16 protein-coding genes are annotated in these 17,352 nt (G+C 72.9%); 7 read left to right on the top strand and 9 right to left on the bottom strand.

From position 1 onward, the window contains the following. A partial coding sequence (locus HEQ75_RS09310; RefSeq protein ID WP_168029574.1) for a dihydroxyacetone kinase subunit DhaK occupies positions 1–1,200 on the bottom strand: 1,200 nt, incomplete at its 3' end. A 150-nt stretch (positions 1,201–1,350) separates the two neighbouring features. On the opposite strand from HEQ75_RS09310, the gene HEQ75_RS09305 reads away from it, so the two are divergent. Further along, on the top strand, positions 1,351–2,460 hold the full coding sequence (locus HEQ75_RS09305; RefSeq protein WP_235961425.1) for a YihY/virulence factor BrkB family protein: 1,110 nt from the start codon (positions 1,351–1,353) through the stop codon (positions 2,458–2,460). A gap of 61 nt (positions 2,461–2,521) precedes the next feature. On the opposite strand, the gene HEQ75_RS09300 is transcribed toward HEQ75_RS09305, so the two are convergent. Together HEQ75_RS09300 and HEQ75_RS09295 are read right to left on the bottom strand one after the other, a co-directional pair. Continuing rightward, positions 2,522–4,117, bottom strand: a complete 1,596-nt coding sequence (locus HEQ75_RS09300; protein ID WP_168029572.1) for an ABC transporter substrate-binding protein — start codon at positions 4,115–4,117, stop codon at positions 2,522–2,524. Between the two features lie 78 nt (positions 4,118–4,195). Next, complete coding sequence (locus tag HEQ75_RS09295; RefSeq protein WP_168029570.1) at positions 4,196–4,978, bottom strand: class II glutamine amidotransferase; 783 nt, start codon at positions 4,976–4,978, stop codon at positions 4,196–4,198. A gap of 148 nt (positions 4,979–5,126) precedes the next feature. Here HEQ75_RS09295 and HEQ75_RS09290 point away from each other — a divergent pair, with 148 nt between their 5' ends. Further along, entirely contained in the window at positions 5,127–5,723 is a 597-nt protein-coding gene (locus HEQ75_RS09290; RefSeq protein WP_168029568.1) for a TetR/AcrR family transcriptional regulator, read from the top strand. 107 nt (positions 5,724–5,830) lie between these two features. On the opposite strand, the gene HEQ75_RS09285 is transcribed toward HEQ75_RS09290, so the two are convergent. The 3 genes from HEQ75_RS09285 to HEQ75_RS09275 are packed head-to-tail and all read right to left on the bottom strand — an operon-like array spanning position 5,831 to position 8,056. Then, positions 5,831–6,928 (bottom strand): DUF3618 domain-containing protein, encoded by a 1,098-nt coding sequence (locus HEQ75_RS09285; RefSeq protein ID WP_168029566.1) that lies wholly within the window; start codon positions 6,926–6,928, stop codon positions 5,831–5,833. Continuing rightward, positions 6,925–7,347: a phage holin family protein gene (locus tag HEQ75_RS09280; protein WP_168029564.1), complete on the bottom strand. Its 423-nt coding sequence runs from the start codon at positions 7,345–7,347 to the stop codon at positions 6,925–6,927. The genes HEQ75_RS09285 and HEQ75_RS09280 overlap by 4 nt, the downstream gene beginning before the upstream one ends. Positions 7,348–7,363: 16 nt before the next feature. Beyond that, complete coding sequence (locus HEQ75_RS09275; RefSeq protein WP_168029547.1) at positions 7,364–8,056, bottom strand: apolipoprotein A1/A4/E family protein; 693 nt, start codon at positions 8,054–8,056, stop codon at positions 7,364–7,366. A gap of 185 nt (positions 8,057–8,241) precedes the next feature. On the opposite strand from HEQ75_RS09275, the gene HEQ75_RS09270 reads away from it, so the two are divergent. Both HEQ75_RS09270 and HEQ75_RS09265 read left to right on the top strand, forming a co-directional pair. Beyond that, positions 8,242–8,613, top strand: a complete 372-nt coding sequence (locus HEQ75_RS09270; RefSeq protein WP_168029545.1) for a hypothetical protein — start codon at positions 8,242–8,244, stop codon at positions 8,611–8,613. A 155-nt stretch (positions 8,614–8,768) separates the two neighbouring features. Next, entirely contained in the window at positions 8,769–11,009 is a 2,241-nt protein-coding gene (locus HEQ75_RS09265; protein WP_168029543.1) for a CheR family methyltransferase, read from the top strand. A 12-nt stretch (positions 11,010–11,021) separates the two neighbouring features. Here the strand turns inward: HEQ75_RS09265 and HEQ75_RS09260 are convergent, their stop codons facing one another. The 3 genes from HEQ75_RS09260 to HEQ75_RS09250 form a co-directional block, all read right to left on the bottom strand. After that, positions 11,022–12,365 carry a tetratricopeptide repeat protein gene (locus HEQ75_RS09260; protein ID WP_168029541.1) on the bottom strand — a complete coding sequence of 448 codons (1,344 nt, stop codon included), beginning with the start codon at positions 12,363–12,365 and terminating at the stop codon, positions 11,022–11,024. A 12-nt stretch (positions 12,366–12,377) separates the two neighbouring features. After that, on the bottom strand, positions 12,378–13,052 hold the full coding sequence (locus tag HEQ75_RS09255; RefSeq protein ID WP_168029539.1) for an SDR family NAD(P)-dependent oxidoreductase: 675 nt from the start codon (positions 13,050–13,052) through the stop codon (positions 12,378–12,380). 145 nt (positions 13,053–13,197) lie between these two features. Next, positions 13,198–14,337 carry a M20 family metallopeptidase gene (locus tag HEQ75_RS09250; protein WP_168029537.1) on the bottom strand — a complete coding sequence of 380 codons (1,140 nt, stop codon included), beginning with the start codon at positions 14,335–14,337 and terminating at the stop codon, positions 13,198–13,200. A 165-nt stretch (positions 14,338–14,502) separates the two neighbouring features. Between HEQ75_RS09250 and HEQ75_RS09245 the strand changes: the two genes are divergently transcribed. The 3 genes from HEQ75_RS09245 (at position 14,503) to coaBC (ending at position 17,351) form a co-directional block, all read left to right on the top strand. Beyond that, a complete protein-coding gene (locus tag HEQ75_RS09245) occupies positions 14,503–15,096 on the top strand; it encodes an LOG family protein (protein ID WP_328733494.1) in 594 nt (197 codons plus the stop codon). Further along, complete coding sequence (locus HEQ75_RS09240; protein ID WP_168029535.1) at positions 15,093–16,025, top strand: bifunctional riboflavin kinase/FAD synthetase; 933 nt, start codon at positions 15,093–15,095, stop codon at positions 16,023–16,025. Before HEQ75_RS09245 ends, HEQ75_RS09240 begins: the two co-directional genes overlap by 4 nt. A 150-nt stretch (positions 16,026–16,175) precedes the next feature. Further along, positions 16,176–17,351, top strand: a complete 1,176-nt coding sequence (gene coaBC / locus HEQ75_RS09235) for a bifunctional phosphopantothenoylcysteine decarboxylase/phosphopantothenate--cysteine ligase CoaBC (protein WP_168029533.1) — start codon at positions 16,176–16,178, stop codon at positions 17,349–17,351. The last annotated feature ends 1 nt before the right edge of the window (position 17,352 follow it).

The following is a 17,352-nucleotide window of genomic DNA, read 5'->3' as shown; positions in this document are numbered from 1 at the left end:
CGTGGCGCCGTCTGCGGCCGGGGGGCGGCGCAGGGCGAGAAATGCGTCGGTGGTTTCGGCCGGGTCGCCGGCCACCAGGCGCAGCAGTTCCGGCAGGGGCAGATCGATCTCGGCGGCGGCCAGGATCGCAGGCAGTGGCGCCGCCGGGGGGGCGGCCGGCGCGGCCGGGGCGGGCAGCAGGGTGCGCGGCGCCAGCACCCCGCCGCCGGGCCAGGCCGGCGCCGTGGCCGGCGCATCCAGCCGCGCCAGCAGCCCGGCATCCAGCCGCATCAGGCTGAGCGAGCAGCCGGGCATTTCCAGCGCCGTCATGAAATTGCCGGCCCAGGCGCGCGGCACCGCGACGCCGCGCGCCCGCAGCCCGGCCAGGGCGGCGCGGGCGACGATGGCGAGTTCCATCGGCGGCGTGCCGCCCAGGCCATTGACCAGCAGCGCCACCTGGTCCCCGGCCGCCAGCCCGGCCTCCGCCACCAGCGTGTCCAGGATTTCCGCCACCACCGCATCGGCCGGGGCCATCGGCGCCCGGCGCACCCCCTGCTCCCCATGGATGCCGAGGCCGAGTTCCAGCTCATCCGGCCCCAGCGCGAAGCCCGGCGTTCCGGCCGCCGGCACGGTGCAGGCATCCAGCGCCACGCCCATGGAGACCACGGCAGAAGCCGCGGCGTCCGCGGCCGCCGCCACGCCGGCGAGGTCCAGCCCCTCCGCCGCCGCGGCGCCGGCCACCTTGTGCACCAGCACGGTGCCGGCGATGCCACGGCGCTGGTCGGCGGGCACGGTGGCATGCAGCGCCGCGTCATCCGCCACCACCACGACGCGGGTGGGGATGCCCTCGGCGGTCGCCAGGGCCGCGGCCAGGCCGAAATTCAGCCGGTCCCCGGTGTAGTTCTTCACCACCAGCAGCGCCCCGCGCGGCCCGGCGGCGGCGCGGATCGCGGCCAGCACGGCATCGACGGAAGGCGAGGTGAAGACATCGCCAGCAATGGCGCCGGCCAGCATCCCCGGGCCGACATAGCCGGCATGGGCCGGCTCATGCCCCGCCCCGCCGCCGGACAGCACCGCCACCGGCCGGCCCGCCGGCGCCGGCAGCCCGGCGCGCACCACCACATCCTCGGCCTCCAGCAGCGCCAGCCCCGGATGGAGGTCCGCCAGGCCTTCAAGCATTTCCCGCACCACCTGGCGCGGGTCGTTGATCAGCTTCTTCATCGGGCCGTCTCCCCCATCCGCCCGGCAGGATCGCCGGGCCGCGCGCGCAGCGTCAAATCCACCCGGCGGGCGCCGCATCAAACCCGGCCGGCGCTTCCGCGTTGCGCAAGGGCGCGCCGGGAAATGGCGCGGCTGCGAAAGGATGAAGCGATGCCGGACAACGACCCTGCCCGCGCCACCGGCCGCTGGTGGCTGGCCGCCGCGGCGCTGGCCGGGCTGCTGGCGATGCAGGCCGCCCGCCAGCCACCGCCGCCGATCCGCAACCCGGCCGCGCGGCGGCCGGGCCAGGCCCAGCCCCGGCGCGCGGAGCCGGAGGCAGAAGCGGAAGCGCAGCGCGGCCGCCAGGCGGCGCGCCCGGCGCAGATCCCGCCGCGCGGCTGGTGGGACATCCTGCGCCGCACCGCCGCCCAGGCGATGGAGGACCGGCTGATGACGGAAGCCGCCGGCATCACCTTCTACACGCTGCTCGCGCTGTTCCCGGCCCTGGCGGCGCTGGTCTCGCTCTACGGGCTGGTCGCCGACCCGCAGGCCATTGCCGGCCACCTGCAATCGCTGGGCGGGGTGGTGCCGGGTGGCGGCATGGCGATCATCGAGGAACAGCTTTCCCGCGTCGCCGGCAATGCCAGCTCCACCCTCGGCCTCGGCGTGCTGGCCAGCCTCGCGGTGTCCCTGTGGAGTGCGAACCAGGCCGCCAAGGCGTTGTTCGACGCGCTGAACGTGGTCTACGAGGAGCCCGAGAAGCGCGGCTTCATCCGGCTGACGGCCACCACGCTGCTGTTCACGCTCAGCTTCATCCTGTTCGCGATCCTGTCGATGACCGCGGTGGTGGCGCTGCCGGTGGTGCTGGGCTTCGTCGGGCTGGGTGGCACGGTGGAGGCGCTGCTGACGCATGGCCGCTGGCCCATGCTGTTGCTGGCCTCCGCCCTGGTGCTGTCCTGCCTGTATCGCTGGGGGCCGAGCCGCGCCCATGCGCGCTGGCGCTGGGTGACCTGGGGCAGCGCCTTCGCCGCCTTCGCCTGGCTCGGCGCCTCCGCCGCCTATTCCTGGTATGTGGCGAATTTCGGCAGCTTCAACGAGACCTATGGCTCGCTCGGCGCCGTGATCGGCTTCATGACCTGGATCTGGATCTCCGCCATCGTCGTGCTGCTGGGCGCCGAGCTGAATGCGGAGATGGAACACCAGACGGAACGCGACACCACCACCGCGCCGGAACGCCCGATGGGCCGGCGCGGCGCGGAGATGGCGGATACGGTGGCCTGACGGGGCGCGCGACGCCCCCACCCCGACCCTCCCCCGCGCACGGGGGAGGGCAAAGAAGGCGTCAGCGCGCCGCCTTGCGGATGTTCCAGGCGATGATGATGCCCGGCATCGCCAGCACCTCGCTGATCCGCGGCGTCACCGCGGAGGGCAGGTACCACTGCCCGTAGGGCACGTAGGGCACCAGGCGATAGGCGCTGGCGTGCAGTTCCTCCAGGATGCGCGTCCGCTCCGCCGCGTTGGCGGCATAGGGGAAGGCGTCGATCAGCGCCTGGTGCGCGGCGTCGCAGGGCCAGCCCGGCCAGGCGCGGTCGCAGCTGGCCTGCATCGGCACATTGCCCACGGGGTCCGAGGCACCCAGGCCGTTCCAGTAGGTCAGGCCGATATGCCAGCCGCCCTCGCTGGGCGGGCGGCGATTGGCGCGGCGCCCGGCCATGGAGGCGAAGTCGGTGGCCTGCACATCGGTGCGGAAGCCGACGGACTGCATCTGCTGCGCCAGCACCAGCGTGGCGGTGTGGACGAAGGGATTGTCCGTCGGGTCCATCATGACGATGGGCGTGCCGTCATAATTGGCCTCGCGCAGCAATTGCCGCGCGCGCTCGCGTGCCGCCGCGCTGCCCAGGCCCGCCGGCACGCCGGCATTGGTTTCCTGCGCGCTGCCGCAGACGAAGAAGGCATGGCAGACCTGGTACAGCTCCGGGTCCGGGAACATGCCCTGCAGGATTTCCTCCTGGTTCACCAGCAGCATCAGCGCCTGGCGCACCCGCGCATCGTCGAAGGGCGGGTGGAGGTGGTTCATGCGGATCATGCCCGGCGCGCCGAGCGTGTTGGTGCGGACGATCCGCATGCCGCGGCGGCGCAGCATGGGCAGGAAGTCCACGCCGGGGCTCTCGATGTAGTCCACCTCGCCCTGCATCAGCGCCAGGGCGCTGGTCTGGACGTTGCCGATGTTCAGCCATTCGACGCGATCGACATGCGCCACCTTGCCGCCGGCGGTGCCGGAAGCGGGCTCCGACCGCGGCACATAGGCCGGGTTGCGCAGATAGACCACCTTGCTGCCCGGCACCCATTCCTCGCGGGCGAAGGTGAAGGGGCCGCTGCCGATCGTCTCCCGGATCGCGGTGAAGGGGTCGGTCGCGGCGATGCGGGCCGGCATGATGGCGGGCATGTTGCCGGCGGGCTTGGACAGCGCATCCAGCATCAGCCCGTAGGGCCGGCGCAGCGTCCAGGTGAAGCTGCGCCCATCGGCCTCCGGCTCCATCCCCGCCGTGATGGCCATCAACTGCCGGCCGTGCGGGTCCCGCGCGCCCCAGCGGCGGAGCGAGGCGACGACGTCGGTGGCGGTCACCGCTGCGCCGTCGTGGAAGGCCAGGCCCTCCCGCAGCGTGAAGCGCCAGACCAGCGCGTCCGGCGAGACGCTCCAGGCGCCGACCATCTGCGGCTGCGGGCGCTGCTGCGCGTCGCGACCGAAGAGCTGGTCGTAGATCATGTGGGCGTGGGACTGCACCACGCCGGCGGTGGTGTTGATCGGGTCCAGCGTCTGCAGGTCGGCGTTCGGGACCATGCGCAGCACGCGGTCGGGCGAGACGGTCTGCGCCCAGGCGGGCCCCGCAAGCAGGGCGGCGCCGAGGGCCAGGGTGGCGGCAAGGCGGGTCAGCATGGGATCCCCCGTTCGGTTGTCGTGCCGAGTGACGCACCGGCAACGAGCCGGCAAGGCTACCGCCATATGAACCGATCGCTACATATCCGACAAGACGCCGAAGGGCCGCACTTCCACCGCCGCCCCGGGCCGCGCCACCAGGACGTGGTTCGGTGCCAGCTTCTGCCAGCCGGCGCTGCGCTCATCCACCGGTTCGGAGACCACCAGCACGCTGTCCGCCACCCGCCGCCAGTACAGGGAGGGCGGCCGGTCGTCGGAGGCCCAGCGGAAGCAGGTCAGCGCCGTGCCGTCGCTGTGCGCGGCGGCGAAGCGCAGCGGCTGGCTGCTGCCGGCATCCCGCATCAGCCCCATCACCCGGCCGAGCGTGCGGCCCATCGCGCCCACCGGTTCTTCGGCCAGCCCATCGGCCATGGCGGCCAGGAAGATCGCCTCCGTATCGCCGGTGCCGAGCCGGTGCTCATACAGCCCGTCCGGGATCATCGCCTCCATCCGCCGCTTGATGCGCGGATAATCGCCGACCTGGCCGTTGTGCATGAACATCTGCCGGCCCAGTCCGAAGGGGTGGCAATTGGCCCGCGTCGTCGCCGTGCCGGTGGAAGCCCGCACATGGGCGAAGAACAGGCGGGAGCGCACCTGGGCGCAGAGCGAGCGCAGATTCTCGTCCGACCAGGCGGGCCGGATCTCCCGGTAAAGGCCCGGCTCCTCCCGCTCCCCGTACCAGCCCAGGCCGAATCCGTCGCCATTGGTGGGGGTCTTGCCCTCATCGGCGTGCATGGATTGGTGGATCAGCGAATGGGCGGGCGCGCAGACCAGGTCGGACAGGAAGATCGGCGTACCGAGATAGGCGAGGAAGCGGCACATGGCGCGGCGCGCTCCGGCAAGGCGAAAAGGGGCGCCCAGCCTGCACGCGGCAGGCGTTCCGGGCAATGCCCAGGCGGGCGCCGCATTTGCTTCGCTGGGCGCGGTTTCCTAATCTGGTGGGCTTCACCGCAGCACCGATCGCCCCGCCATGTCCCGTCCGCGTCAGTTCAATGAAGACCAGGTGCTGGAGGCCGCCATGCAGTGCTTCTGGCGGCAGGGCTATGCGGCCACCAGCGTGCGCGACCTGGGCGCCGCCATGGGGATCGGCCAGGCGAGCTTCTACAACGCCTTCGGCGACAAGCGCGCGCTGTTCGGCCGCTGCCTGGACCGCTACCTGGACGCCGGGATGCGGGCGCGCATCGCCCGGTTGGCGGCAGAATTGCCGCCACGCCGCGCCATCGAGGCCTTCCTGGAGGAGATCGTCGCGCGCTCCCTGCGCGACCGCCTGGGCTGCCTGCTGGTGAATTCGGCGCTGGAGGTGGCGCCGGGGGACCCGGAGGTGGCGGCCCTGGTCGCCGCCCGGCTGGCGGAACTGGAGGATTTCTTCCGCCGGATGCTGCAGGCCGGCCAGGGCGCCGGCACCGTCACCGCCACCACCGATGCCGGTGACATGGCGCGGCTGCTGGTGACGCTGGTGATGGGCCTGCGGGTGCTGGCCAGGGCCAGGCCGGATCCCGCGCTGCTGCAGGGGGCGGTGCGCCAGACGCTGGCGCTGCTGGATGCACCGGAGCGACGCATCCAGTAGGCCCGCGCGCCTGGGGGCACGCTTGCCTCTTGCCCGGCGCAGGAAGGTGCCACCTGCGTGCCCCGAACGCCGGGCGGGCCGCAGGCCGGAACCTCGTGTGCCAGGTATCAGACCGGTGGCGCGCCGGGCCGGGGGGTGGCGGCGCCTTGCGGCGGCTGCGGCGCATCCGGGCGCGGCGGCACCGGGTTGCCGCCCGGCTGCGTCGTCGCCGGGTCGCTGGCCTCACCCATCGCCCGCTTCGCCTCTCCGGCCACCTGGTGCGCGGCATCGCGCACCGCTTCCCGCGCCCGCGGCAGGGCGTCCTCCGCGGCGCCGGCGGCGCTGTCCCCCCGCTCGCCCAGGCTCTCACGCGCCTTTGCGTAGCCCTCGGTGGCCGCGGCCCGCGCGCGATCGGTCAGATCGTCGCGGGTCTCGCCCATCAGGCGGTCCTCGGTATCGGTGCGCGGCAGCATGGCGCCCAGCGCGGCGCCGAGCGCCAAGCCGATCCCACCCAGCACCAGCGGCTGGTCGCGCACCCAGTCCAGACCGTCGCCGGCCTGCTCCGACCAATCCTCCAGCCGGTGGCGGGAGGCCTCGGCCATGTCGGCGGCGTAGGCGGAGGCGTGCGCCCCGGCCTGCCGCGCCCCCTCGCCCCAGTCGCGGGCACGGTCGGACACGGCTTCGCCCGCGGAACCGGCCGCCGCGGCGGCGCTGCGATAGGCCGAGCCGGCGGCCGCCGCGCCCCGATGCGCGGCATCGCCGGCCCGGTGCGCGGCGTCGCCCAGGCCCTGCCGCGCCGATTGCGCCACATGGCCCGCGGCGGAGCCGGTCGCCTGGGCGTGCGCCCCGGCCCTCTCCCGGAGCCCCCCCGGCCGGCGGCTGGAGCGGTCGCCGCCATGACCATCGTCCCAATCGTCGCCATACGCCATCGCCTGCCGGGTGCGGGGCTGCCCGCCCAGCATCAGCCAACCGATGCCGGCGCCGATCAGCAGCAGCGGCAGCGGGTTGTCGCGCACCTGCGCACCCAGGTTGCGGGTGAACTCGACGCCGCCGGAGCCGCGCGCATAGTCCAGCGCCTGCTCGAACAACTGCCCGGGCGAGGCACGATCGCGCAACTGCTCCAGCGTGTCGGTCAGCCCGGCGCGGGTCTCTTCCACCTCATGCTCGATCTCGGCGCTGCTGCGCCCGCCCGGATCGGTCGTCCCACGGTCGGTCGTGCCGCTCATCGCATCTGCTCCCTTGCCACCTGCGCATCCCGCGCAAGCTGTTGCGCCGTCCGCTGCGGCACCAGCCGCGCGGCATCCAGCTTCGATAGGCCGCCGCGGATCAGCGCGTAGCCGATGATCGCGGCGAGGATGGCGACGATCAGCCGCGCCCAGCCGACCGGCACGTCGAAATGCACCAGCAGCGAAACCAGCGCGAACAGCAGCAGGATCAGCGTGCCGAGCAGCATCCCGGCGCCGGCGGCCAGCGGCGTGATGGCGCCGCCGGCATCCCGGGCGCGCTCGCCCATCTCGGCGCGGGCCAGCTGGATCTCCTGCCGGAACAGGGTGGAGATCTGGGTGATGAAGGTGCCGAACAGCTCCGGCAGCGAGCGGTCGCGTTCCGGGAGCCTCTCGGGCGCCCTGTCGAAATCCTGGGGCATGGCGGGGGTTCCTGCTTCAGCCACCGGCTGCGGGGGGCGGGGAGGAGGGTGCGCCGGCGCCTTGGCGTGCCGCCGCACCGCCCAGCGATGCCGCGGCCAGCGTCGTCGGGCGCGGCGGGCCGCCATCCGTGGCGGGCCGCCAGCCCGGCGCCGCGCTGGCGCCGCGGGGCTCGCCCGGCTCCGCCACCGGGTCCAGCCCGTCGGCGGGCGTCATGCCCCCGGCATGGCCGGCACCGGGGCTTGACGCGCCGTGGTGGCGCGGGTCGGCGGCGCTGCTTCTGGCGAAGCGCACCAGCGTGAAGCCGGCCAGCACCGCGGCGCCGAAGAACGCCACCGGCTGGCGGCGAGCCAGATCCTCGACCCGGCCCAGAAGCTCGGCCGGGCTGCTGTCGCGCAGCGTGCGGCCGAAGTCTTCCAGCGCCTCCGCCGCTTCGTGCACATAGCGCGCCAACTGCGGCGAGGCCTCGCCCAGCCGGTCGGCGGCGCCGTGCACCGCCCCCGCCGCATCCTCGGCGCGCTCGGCGCCGGCTTCCTTCTGCGAATCGACATAGCCGCCGGCGCGGCGCTTGGCGGCCTCGCCCACCTCGGCGGCTTCCTGCTTCACGTCGGCGGCGGCCCCGGCGGCCTCCCGGCGCAGCTGCCCGGTGGCCTCGCGCGCCGTCTCCTTGGGATCATGGCCGGCATCGCCGGGCCTTCTCGTGTCGCTCATGCTGCGGACCTCGGCTGCTTGTTGCGAAGGGGCGCGGCCGGAACCGGCGCCCTGCCGATGCAACAGGCGCCGGACGCAAATGTTCCTTGCGGCAGCGGAGCTTTCGTGATTCGGCCGGGCGGTGGCCTGCCAACCGGACGGCGCCCGCCGCGTTGGCGGGGCTGGCCTTTCACGGGAGACGAACGATGTCGGACAGCCAGCACGCCGCCGGGGCGGCGCCCGAAGGCGGCTTCACCATCGCCGTCACGCCGATGCAGCGCGGCGCGGACGGCATCTGGGAATCCGGCGCGCGCGACGGGGCGGCGTTCTTCCTGGTGGAATTGGTGCAGGGCGAAGGGGAAGGCGCGGAGGTGGTGGTGGAATGCCGCGACGAACGCACCGCCGCCCTCGCCGCCCGCATTGTCGCCGCCAGCCTGGCGGCGCTGGGTCTGGCGGAGGCCGGCGAGGGCGGCGCCCTGGTCTCCGCCTTCGACGATGAAACCGCCGCGATCCTGCAGGACAACCCGACGCTGGAGGTGGAGGCTCCCTCCGGCACCTGGACCGAGGCGCCCGGCTGACCAGGCCAGGGCCGCGGCGCAGCGCGCGGGTGATGTTCCCGCCTGCCGGGCTGCTGTAGGCTGCCGGCCGCCGCCAGGCGGGCTGATCCTGACCCGACCGCCAGCGATGGCGCCGGCAGCGATGGCAGGGGAGCGGAGCGGATGGCCACAGCGCAATGACGGGCGCAGAGCCGGTGGAGCCCGAGCTCCAGGCCCTGATCGGCTTCATCCAGGAAAGCCGCGGGATCGACTTCCGCGGCTACAAGAAGTCCAGCCTGCGCCGGCGCATCCAACGCCGGCTTGGGGAGCTGGGGCTGGCCGGCTTCGCCGACTACCATGCGTGGCTGCAGGCGCATCCCGACGAACTGGGAGAGCTGCTGAACACGGTGCTGATCAACGTCACCTCCTTCTTCCGCGATGCGGAGGCATGGGAGGCGCTGCGCGGCCAGGTGGTGCCGCGCCTGGTGGAACGCGCCGGGCCGGAAGGCCAGTTGCGGATCTGGAGCGTCGGCTGCGCGACCGGGGAGGAACCCTACAGCCTGGCCATGGCCTTCGCCGAGGCGTTCGGGCCGGATGTCTGCAACCGCGTGAAGATCTACGCCACCGACCTCGACGAGGACGCCCTGCGCATCGCGCGCCAGGCCACCTACGCGCCGCGCGACGTCGAAGGCGTGCCGCCGGACCTGCTGGCGCGCTATTTCGACCACAATGCGAACCACTACGTCTTCCAGCGGGAGTTGCGCAAATGCGTGATCTTCGGCCGGCACAACGTGGTCAATGACGCGCCGATCATCCGCATCGACCTGCTGGTCTGCCGCAACCTGCTGATCTACCTGGAGACGGAAACGCAGAACCAGGTCCTCCAGCGGCTGCATTTTGCGCTGGGGGAGGATGCGCTGATGTTCCTCGGCAAGGCGGAGACGCAGCTGGCCCGGTCACGGCTGTTCGAGCCGGTGGACCTGAAGCACCGCATCTTCCGCAAGGTGCCGCAGGGCTGGCGCCGCAGCGCCAACGGGTCCCTGACCTTCGGTGCGAGACCGGCCGCGCCTCTGCCGCAGCACCAGCCACCGCTGCAGCAGCGGGCGCTGGAGGCGCTGGCGGATACCACGGCGCAGGCCTGGCTGGCCGTGGACGGGGACGGCACGCTGATCTTCGCCAACCCGGCGGCGCGGCGGCTGCTGGATGTGGGGGAAGGCGACATCGGCCGCCCCTTCCAGGACCTGTCCATCTCCTACCGCCCGGTGGAGCTGCGCAGCCGGATCGAGGAAGCGGCCCGTATCGGCCGCACCGTGCGGCTGGAACACCAGCCCTATCACCGCCCGCCGGCGGAGCCGATCCGCCTGACCATCGAGGTGATGCCGCTTGCGGTTCGCGAGGGCGCCCCGCCCAGCAGCCTGCTGTCCTTCGCCGACACCACCCGGCTCTGGACCCTGCAGCAGGAGCTGGAGGCGGCGCAGGAAAGCTTGGAGGCCACGATCGAGGAACTGCAATCGGCGAATGAGGCGCTGGAGACCACCAACGAGGAACTCCAGTCCACGAACGAGGAGCTTGAGACCACCAACGAGGAACTCCAGTCCACGAACGAGGAGCTGGAGACGATGAACGAGGAGCTGCAATCCACCAATGACGAGCTGGGCGTGGTGAACGAGGCGATGCGCCAGCGGCAGGAGGATGGCGCCGCGTACCAGCGCTATGCGGAAGGCGTCATGCGCAGCATGGATGCCGGGATCATCGTGCTGGACCCGCAGTGGCGGGTGCGGTCCTGGAACCGCTGGAACGAGGCTGCCTGGGGCCTGCGGGCGGAGGAGGTGGTGGGCCAGGACGTCTTCAGTCTGGATAGCGGCCTGCCGGTCGGCCGGCTGCGGGCGGCGCTGGCGCAGGTACTGGCGGGCGAGATCGGCCATGCCGAGGTGGTGGTGCCGGCGGTGGACCGGCGCGGCCGCGGCCAGACCTGCCGGGTGCGGATCTCACCCCTGCTGTACGAGACCGTGTCGCCGCGCGGCCTGGTGCTGTTCGTGGAGGATGTGACGGAGGCGCGACAGGACCAGGACCATGAGCGCTACCTGGGCAGGTTGATCGGCCGCGCCCCTGGCGGCGTCTGCCTGCTGGACCCGGACACGCTGCGCTTCACCCTGGTCAATGCCGCGGCGGAGCGGATGCTGGGTCACGCCATCGGCCAGCTTCGCCGCATCCCGCTGACCGAGCTGCTGGACGACCTGCCGCCAGCCGCCTTCCGCGCCCTGCTGGCGCCTCTGGCAGCCAGCACGAGGGACACGCTGCGGCTGGAGGTGAGGCTGCGCCATGCCGATGGCGGTGCCCGTACCACCAGCCTGTGGCTGCAGCACCTGGCGGAGGAGCAGCCGCCCCTGCTGCTGCTGCTGCTGGCCGATACCACCCAGGGTGCCGCTGCACCCTGAAGCGGCGGCGGTTCAGTAGGCCACCGCCAGCGCCGCTTCGGCGAAGCCGATCCGCCGCGCCGGCGGCACCGGCGATTTCGCGGCCGCGCGTTCCAGCGCCAGCCGCGCATCCGCCGTGCGCCCCGCCTTCATGGCGGAATCCACGAAAATCTGTTCCAGCACATCCTGCTGCGCGTGGCTGCCGCCGAGGCGATGCAGGTCACCCAGTGCCGGGCGCAGCGTGGCGCAGACCTCCTCGTGGCGGCCTTCGGCATGCAGCGCCACGGCGCGCGTCGCCGGCAGCGCGGCCTCGCGCAGGATGCGGGCGTGGTGGGTGTTGCCGCGCGCCGCCTCCTCCAGCGCCGCCAGATGGCGTGCCGCGGCATCCCGGCGGCCGGCGGCGGCGAGCGCCATCATCCAATGCGGCTGGGTGAAGGCGGAGAGCGTGTCGCCGATGCGGGCCTCCGCCTTCTCCGCCAGCTCCTCCCACCGATCACCGACCGCGATGCCGCGCAGCTGCAGGCGGAACAGCATGGAGGCGGCGTTCTGCACGTCGATGTAGAGGTCCGGCTGCGCCAGGTGGACCTTGCTCTCCCGGTTGCGGAAGCGCGTGTCGTACAGCCGCAGCACGCCGTCGAAATCCCGCTGTTCCGCCAGGAACATCGCCTGGTGCCACCACAGATGGTGCATCAGGTTGTTGCCGCCGTCCCAGTTCGGCTCCAGCGCCGCGATCCAGTCCAGGCCCTCGCTGCGGCGGCCCTGCATCTCCAGCACATGCGCCACGCCATGCGCGGCCCAGAGGTCGCCGCGGTCCAGCGCCACGGCGTCGCGCCCGGCATGTTCGGCGATGGTGTAGCTGCCGGTTTCCTCATGCGCGAAGCAGCGGCAGGCGAGCACGCTGCCATAGCCGGCGGTGCCGTCCGACCAGGCCGGCATCACCTGTTCCACCAGCGTCACCATCCGTTCCGGCGCGCCCATCCAGAAGGCGCAGAAATGGTGCAGGCGGAAGGCCAGCAGGTCGCGCGGGTGTTCCGTGACGATCTGTTCCCAGATCGACAGCGCCTTTTCCGGCGTGCCGTCGATCCAGGCGGAAAGGGCGGCCATATGCGCCTTCTCCCGCGCATTGGCCGGCAGCGCCTGCGCCTTGGCGAGCGACCCCGCGGCGCGGCCGAGCAGGGCGCGGTCATAGGCCAGCATCGCGAAGCTGCCCGCCATCACCTGCCCCAGCGGCGCCGCGGGATCGGCGGTGAGAAACGCCTTCAACCGCAGCCCCGTGTCGAAGCGGTATTTGAGAAAACCCTCGATCACGTGGTCGAAGGCCCGCGCCGCCTCGGCGGAGGCGACGGTCATCGCATTGCCCTGGGCATCGGTGTTCATTGGCGTTTCCCCTCAGAAGGTCTCGACCCAGGGCCGCAGCTCGATCTCGGCCGACCAGGCATTGCGCGGCTGGCGGATGGCGGCCAGCGCGGCGGTGGCGATGGCGTCCGGATCGAGCAGCGTGTCCTGCCCCGTCTCGGGCCGGCGTTCGCTGCGGATGCCGCCATCGACGACGATATGGACCACATGGATGCCCTGCGGGTGCAGCTCCCGCGCCAGCGCCTGGCCCAGCCCGCGCAGCGCGAACTTGCCCATGGCGAAGGGGGCGGAGCGGGCATAGCCCTTCACCCCGGCGGAGGCGCCGGTCAGCAGGATCGTCCCCGCCCCCCGTGGCAGCATGTGGGCGGCCGCCTGCTGCGCCACCAGGAAGGCGCCGAAGGCGCAGACTTCCAGCGTGCGGCGCACATCCTCCGGCGCCAGTTCCACCGTGGGGCCGCGCACGCGGAAGGAGGCGTTGTAGAGCACCACCTCCGCCTCCGCCGCTTCCGGCTGGTCGAACAGCGCGGCGACCTGGGCGGGGTCGCTGGCGTCGCAGCGGTGCAGGCTGGCGCCGGTCTCGTCGGCGAGCGCGGTCAGCTTGGCCGTGTCCCGCGCCGCCAGCGCCACGGCGTAGCCCTCGGCCGCCAGAAGCCGCGCGAGGCTGGCGGAAAAACCCGGACCGGCGCCGACGATGAGTGCTCTTGGCATCGCTGTTCCCCTACCCGCGCGGCGCCAACCGGATCACCCCGGCGCCCGCGAGACATTGGAGCATGCCCGGCGGGTCGAAGCGATCCGGCCGCGCGCCTTGCTCCGCCCGCGGTCCCGGCCAGCGCCGCCAGGGCGCCGCGCCCCCTCAGTCGATCGCCTCCAGCAGCCCGCACAGCGTGGCGCAGCGGGCGGCGAGGTCGGTCCAGACGATGTGCTCATGCGGCGCATGGGCGCCGGCGCCGGTGCAGCCCAGGCCATCCAGCGTCGGGATGCCGAGCGCGGCGGTGAAATTGCCGTCCGAGCCGCCGCCGCGATGCTGCTTCGGCAGGTCGTAGCCGGCCGCGGCGGCCAGCGCCTTCGCCTGGTCGTAGAGGGCGCGGATCTCCGCATTCTCGGCGAAGGGCGGCCGGTTCATGCCGCCCGTGACCGTGATGGCGATGCCGTCCTGCTCCCCGGCCAGGGCGAGGATCAGCTTCTCCATCCGCTCCCCCTCCGCAATCGTCGGCACGCGCAGGTCGACCTCCGCCCCGGCCTCGGGCGGGATGACATTGGGGCGGGTGCCGCCGAAGATGGGGGCGACGTTGGTGGTGATGCCGGCGGCCAGGTCCGTCATGCCATGGATCTGCAGCACCAGGCGGGACAGGGCGACCACGGCGCTGCGGCCCTCGGACCAGTTGCCGCCGGAATGGGCGGAGACGCCGCGCACCCGGATGTCGAAGCGCCCCACCCCCTTGCGCGCGGTGACGCAGGCGCCGCCAGCGCCGGCCGGTTCCGGGATCAACACGGCGCGGGCGCCGCGGGCGGTCTGCTCGATGACGTCGCGGCTGGTCGGGCTGCCCACTTCCTCATCCGGCGTCAGCAGCAGCACGATGGGCCGCTTCGTCGGGATCTTCTGGCGCAGGATCTCCCGCACGCTGTGGAAGGCCATGAAGGACCCCGCCTTCATGTCGTAGATGCCGGGGCCATAGGCCTTGTCGCCCTCCACCCGGAAGGGCATCGGGCCGGCCAGCGTGCCGTGGTCCCAGACGGTGTCGAGATGGCCGGAGACCATCACCGGCGGCAGGTTGCTGCCGGCGGCGCCCGGCGTGCGGCAGACCAGCGTGTCGCCGAAGCCATCGCGGCCCGGGATCCGGGTGATCTCGCCGCCCACCGCGGCGAGTTCCGCCTCGCAGCGGTCCACCAGCGCATTCACCGCCCACGGGTCGGTCGTCGGCGTCTCCTGCTCCACCCAAAGGCGGAGTTCCGCCAGAAGCTGCTCCGAGGTGCCGAGGGTGGTGGCGGGCATGTGCGGTTCCGTGCGCTGCTGTGCCGGCGTTGTGGCAAAGCGGCCGGGGCTTGTCGACGTGCGCGCGGCGGGGGATTTCCCCCATCGCCGCCCGGGGCAGTCGGTTTTCGCCCCTGCCGGATTTGCTGTATTGCGGTGCACCATGCGAAGCCGGGGAGCCTGGATGTGGCGGAACTGAAGCGGGTCTGCGTGTTCTGCGGCTCCATGGTGGGGGCGCGGCCCGAATACGCCGAGGCGGCGGTGGCGCTCGGCCAGGCGGTGGCGCGGCGCGGCATCGGCCTGGTCTATGGCGGCGGCGCCGTCGGGCTGATGGGCATCGCCGCCGATGCGGCGCTGGGCGCGGGGGCGGAGGTGATCGGCGTGATCCCGCACGGCCTGTTGAAGCGCGAGGTCGGCCATGGCGGCGGCGTGGCCATGCACGTGGTCGATACGATGCATGAGCGCAAGGCCAAGATGGCGGCGCTGGCCGATGGCTTCATCGTGCTGCCCGGCGGCTACGGCACGCTGGAGGAAGCGGTGGAGGCGCTGACCTGGGTGCAGCTTGGCATCCAGCCCAAGGGCGTGGTGTTCCTCGACGTCGCCGGCTTCTGGCAACCCTTCCTGAAGACGCTGGATTTCATGCTGGCGGAAGGCTTCGTGCGCGAAACCCAACGCCCGCTCGCGATGTGTGCCGCCACGGTGGAGGAGGCGCTGGACCTGCTGGCCGGCTTCGCGCCCCCGGCCGGCACCCTGCCCTGGCTGCGGCCCGAACAGGCATGACGCCCTTCCGCATCGAGGATCTGGCCGGCGTGCCGGCGGCGCTGCGCGGTGCCACCGTGGCGCTGGGCAATTTCGACGGCGTGCATCTGGGCCATGCCGCGGTGCTGCGCGCCGCTCATGCCGCCCGGCCGGACCTGCCGCTGGCCGCCCTGACCTTCGAGCCGCACCCGCGGGAGCATTTCCGCCCCGAGGACCCGCCCTTCCGCCTGACCCTTTTCCCCGCCAAGGCGGCGGCGCTCGGCGCGCTGGGCGCGAAGACCGTCTTCGCCCTGCCCTTCGACGCAAACCTGGCCGCCATGCCGGCCGAGGCGTTCGTGGAGCGGGTGCTGCACCATACCATCGGCGCCCGGCACCTGGCCTGCGGCGCGGATTTCGCCTTCGGCCATCGCCGCGGCGGCAATGTGGAATTCCTGGCGGCGGCGGCGGAAGCCCGCGGCATCGGGCTGACCGTGGTGCCGGCGGTGGCCGATGCCGGCGGCCCGATTTCCTCCACCCGCATCCGCCGCGCCCTGCAGGACGGCTATCCGGAACGCGCCGCCGCCTGCCTCGGCCAGCCCTGGGAAGTGCGGGGGGAGGTGTTCCACGGCGACAAGCTGGGGCGGGTGTTGGGCTGGCCCACCGCCAACATCCTGCTCGGCCGGCACCTCGAACCGGCGCGCGGTGTCTATGCCGTGCGCGTGGCGCTGGCCGATGGCAGGCTGGTGGACGGCGTGGCGAATGTCGGCCGCCGCCCGACGCTGGGTGGCGACCCGGTGACGCGGCTGGAAGTGCATCTGTTCGACTTCAGCGGCGACCTCTATGGCCAGGAGATCGGCGTGCGCCTGCTGCATTTCCAGCGCCCGGATGCCAGCTTCGCGGGGTTGGAGGCGCTGAAGGCGGCGATCGCGGCGGATGCGGCGGAGGCACGGCGGCGTCTGGCCGCAGGCTGAACCCGCCGCGGCTGGCGGATTGCCGGGCAGCCCCCCAGCGCACGCTGCCTTCGCCTGGACCCAGCGCGTGCTGTAGAAGTCTTTGATTCTAGGGCAAGAAATGCGTTCAGATGATTCCATCCGAACGCATATTGCTCTAGGCTGCGCCGCATGGCCCATCTGCTCCTCATCGTCTCCGGCAGCGTCGCCGCCTACAAGGCGCTGGAACTGGTCCGCCTGGCGCGCCGCGCCGGGCATCAGGTGACGCCCATCCTCACCGCCGGCGGCGCCCGCTTCGTGACAAAGGAGGCGCTGGCCGGCATCGCCGGGGCCCGGGTGCATGACGATCTCTGGGCGGCGGAAGCCGAGATCGGCCATATCCGCCTGGCCCGCGCGCCCGACCTCGTGGTGGTGGCGCCGGCCTCGGCCGATCTGCTGGCGAAGATGGCGGCCGGGCTGGCGGACGACCTCGCCTCCACCGTGCTGCTGGCGACGCGGGCGAAGCTGCTGGTGGCGCCGGCGATGAACCCGGCGATGTGGGGGCATCCGGCCACGCGCGCCAACATGCAGGCCCTGGCCGCGCGCGGCGTCGCGGTGGTGGGGCCGGAGGAAGGGCCGATGGCGGAGCCGGAAAGCGGGCCGGGGCGGCTGGCGGAACCGCCGGCCATCCTCGCCGCCATCCAGGCGCTGCTGTCCACCGGCCCCCTGGCCGGGCGGCATGTGGTGGTGACCAGCGGGCCGACGCAGGAAGCCATCGACCCGGTGCGCTTCATCGCCAACCGCAGCAGCGGCCGCCAGGGCCATGCGATCGCCGCGGCCTTGGCGGCACTCGGCGCGCGCGTCACGCTGGTCTGCGGCCCCGTGGCGGTGCCGGACCCGGCCGGCGTGACGGTGGTCCGGATCGAGAGCGCGCGGGACATGCTGGCGGCGGTGGAAGCCGCCCTGCCGGCGGACGCCGCCGTCTTCGCCGCCGCCGTGGCGGATTTCCGCCCGGCCGATGTCGGCACCCAGAAGATCAAGAAGGTACCCGGCGCGCCGCCCCCCGGCATCACCCTGGTGCTGAACCCGGACATCCTGGCCACCATCGCCCGGCACGCCACGCAGCGCCCGCGCCTGGTGGTGGGCTTCGCGGCGGAGACCGAGACCGTGGTGCCGCATGCGCAGGCCAAGCGGCTGCGCAAGGGCTGCGACTGGATCGTCGCCAACGATGTCTCCGGCGACGTGATGGGCGGGGCGGAGAACGCCGTGCATCTGGTGACGGCGGAGGGCGTGGAGGATTGGCCCCGCCTGCCGAAGGAAGAGGTCGCGCGCCGGCTGGCCGCGCGCATCGCGGAGGTTTTTGCCTGAC

Source organism: Falsiroseomonas selenitidurans (genome assembly GCF_012103215.1).
In the GTDB taxonomy this organism is placed as follows: Bacteria; Pseudomonadota; Alphaproteobacteria; order Acetobacterales; family Acetobacteraceae; genus Falsiroseomonas; species Falsiroseomonas selenitidurans.
Note: the sequence above shows the minus strand (reverse complement) of the source record. Positions and strands in the feature narration are given on the sequence as shown.

Coding starts and splice junctions, on each gene's coding strand:
- HEQ75_RS09300 (WP_168029572.1), bottom strand. CDS start 4,117: ATGCTGACCCGCCTTGCCGCCACCCTGGCCCTCGGCGCCGCCCTGCTT.
- HEQ75_RS09255 (WP_168029539.1), bottom strand. CDS start 13,052: ATGCCAAGAGCACTCATCGTCGGCGCCGGTCCGGGTTTTTCCGCCAGC.
- HEQ75_RS09305 (WP_235961425.1), top strand. CDS start 1,351: ATGCCGGACAACGACCCTGCCCGCGCCACCGGCCGCTGGTGGCTGGCC.
- HEQ75_RS09265 (WP_168029543.1), top strand. CDS start 8,769: ATGACGGGCGCAGAGCCGGTGGAGCCCGAGCTCCAGGCCCTGATCGGC.
- HEQ75_RS09275 (WP_168029547.1), bottom strand. CDS start 8,056: ATGAGCGACACGAGAAGGCCCGGCGATGCCGGCCATGATCCCAAGGAG.
- HEQ75_RS09240 (WP_168029535.1), top strand. CDS start 15,093: ATGACGCCCTTCCGCATCGAGGATCTGGCCGGCGTGCCGGCGGCGCTG.
- HEQ75_RS09295 (WP_168029570.1), bottom strand. CDS start 4,978: ATGTGCCGCTTCCTCGCCTATCTCGGTACGCCGATCTTCCTGTCCGAC.
- HEQ75_RS09285 (WP_168029566.1), bottom strand. CDS start 6,928: ATGAGCGGCACGACCGACCGTGGGACGACCGATCCGGGCGGGCGCAGC.
- HEQ75_RS09270 (WP_168029545.1), top strand. CDS start 8,242: ATGTCGGACAGCCAGCACGCCGCCGGGGCGGCGCCCGAAGGCGGCTTC.
- coaBC (WP_168029533.1), top strand. CDS start 16,176: ATGGCCCATCTGCTCCTCATCGTCTCCGGCAGCGTCGCCGCCTACAAG.
- HEQ75_RS09260 (WP_168029541.1), bottom strand. CDS start 12,365: ATGAACACCGATGCCCAGGGCAATGCGATGACCGTCGCCTCCGCCGAG.
- HEQ75_RS09280 (WP_168029564.1), bottom strand. CDS start 7,347: ATGCCCCAGGATTTCGACAGGGCGCCCGAGAGGCTCCCGGAACGCGAC.
- HEQ75_RS09290 (WP_168029568.1), top strand. CDS start 5,127: ATGTCCCGTCCGCGTCAGTTCAATGAAGACCAGGTGCTGGAGGCCGCC.
- HEQ75_RS09250 (WP_168029537.1), bottom strand. CDS start 14,337: ATGCCCGCCACCACCCTCGGCACCTCGGAGCAGCTTCTGGCGGAACTC.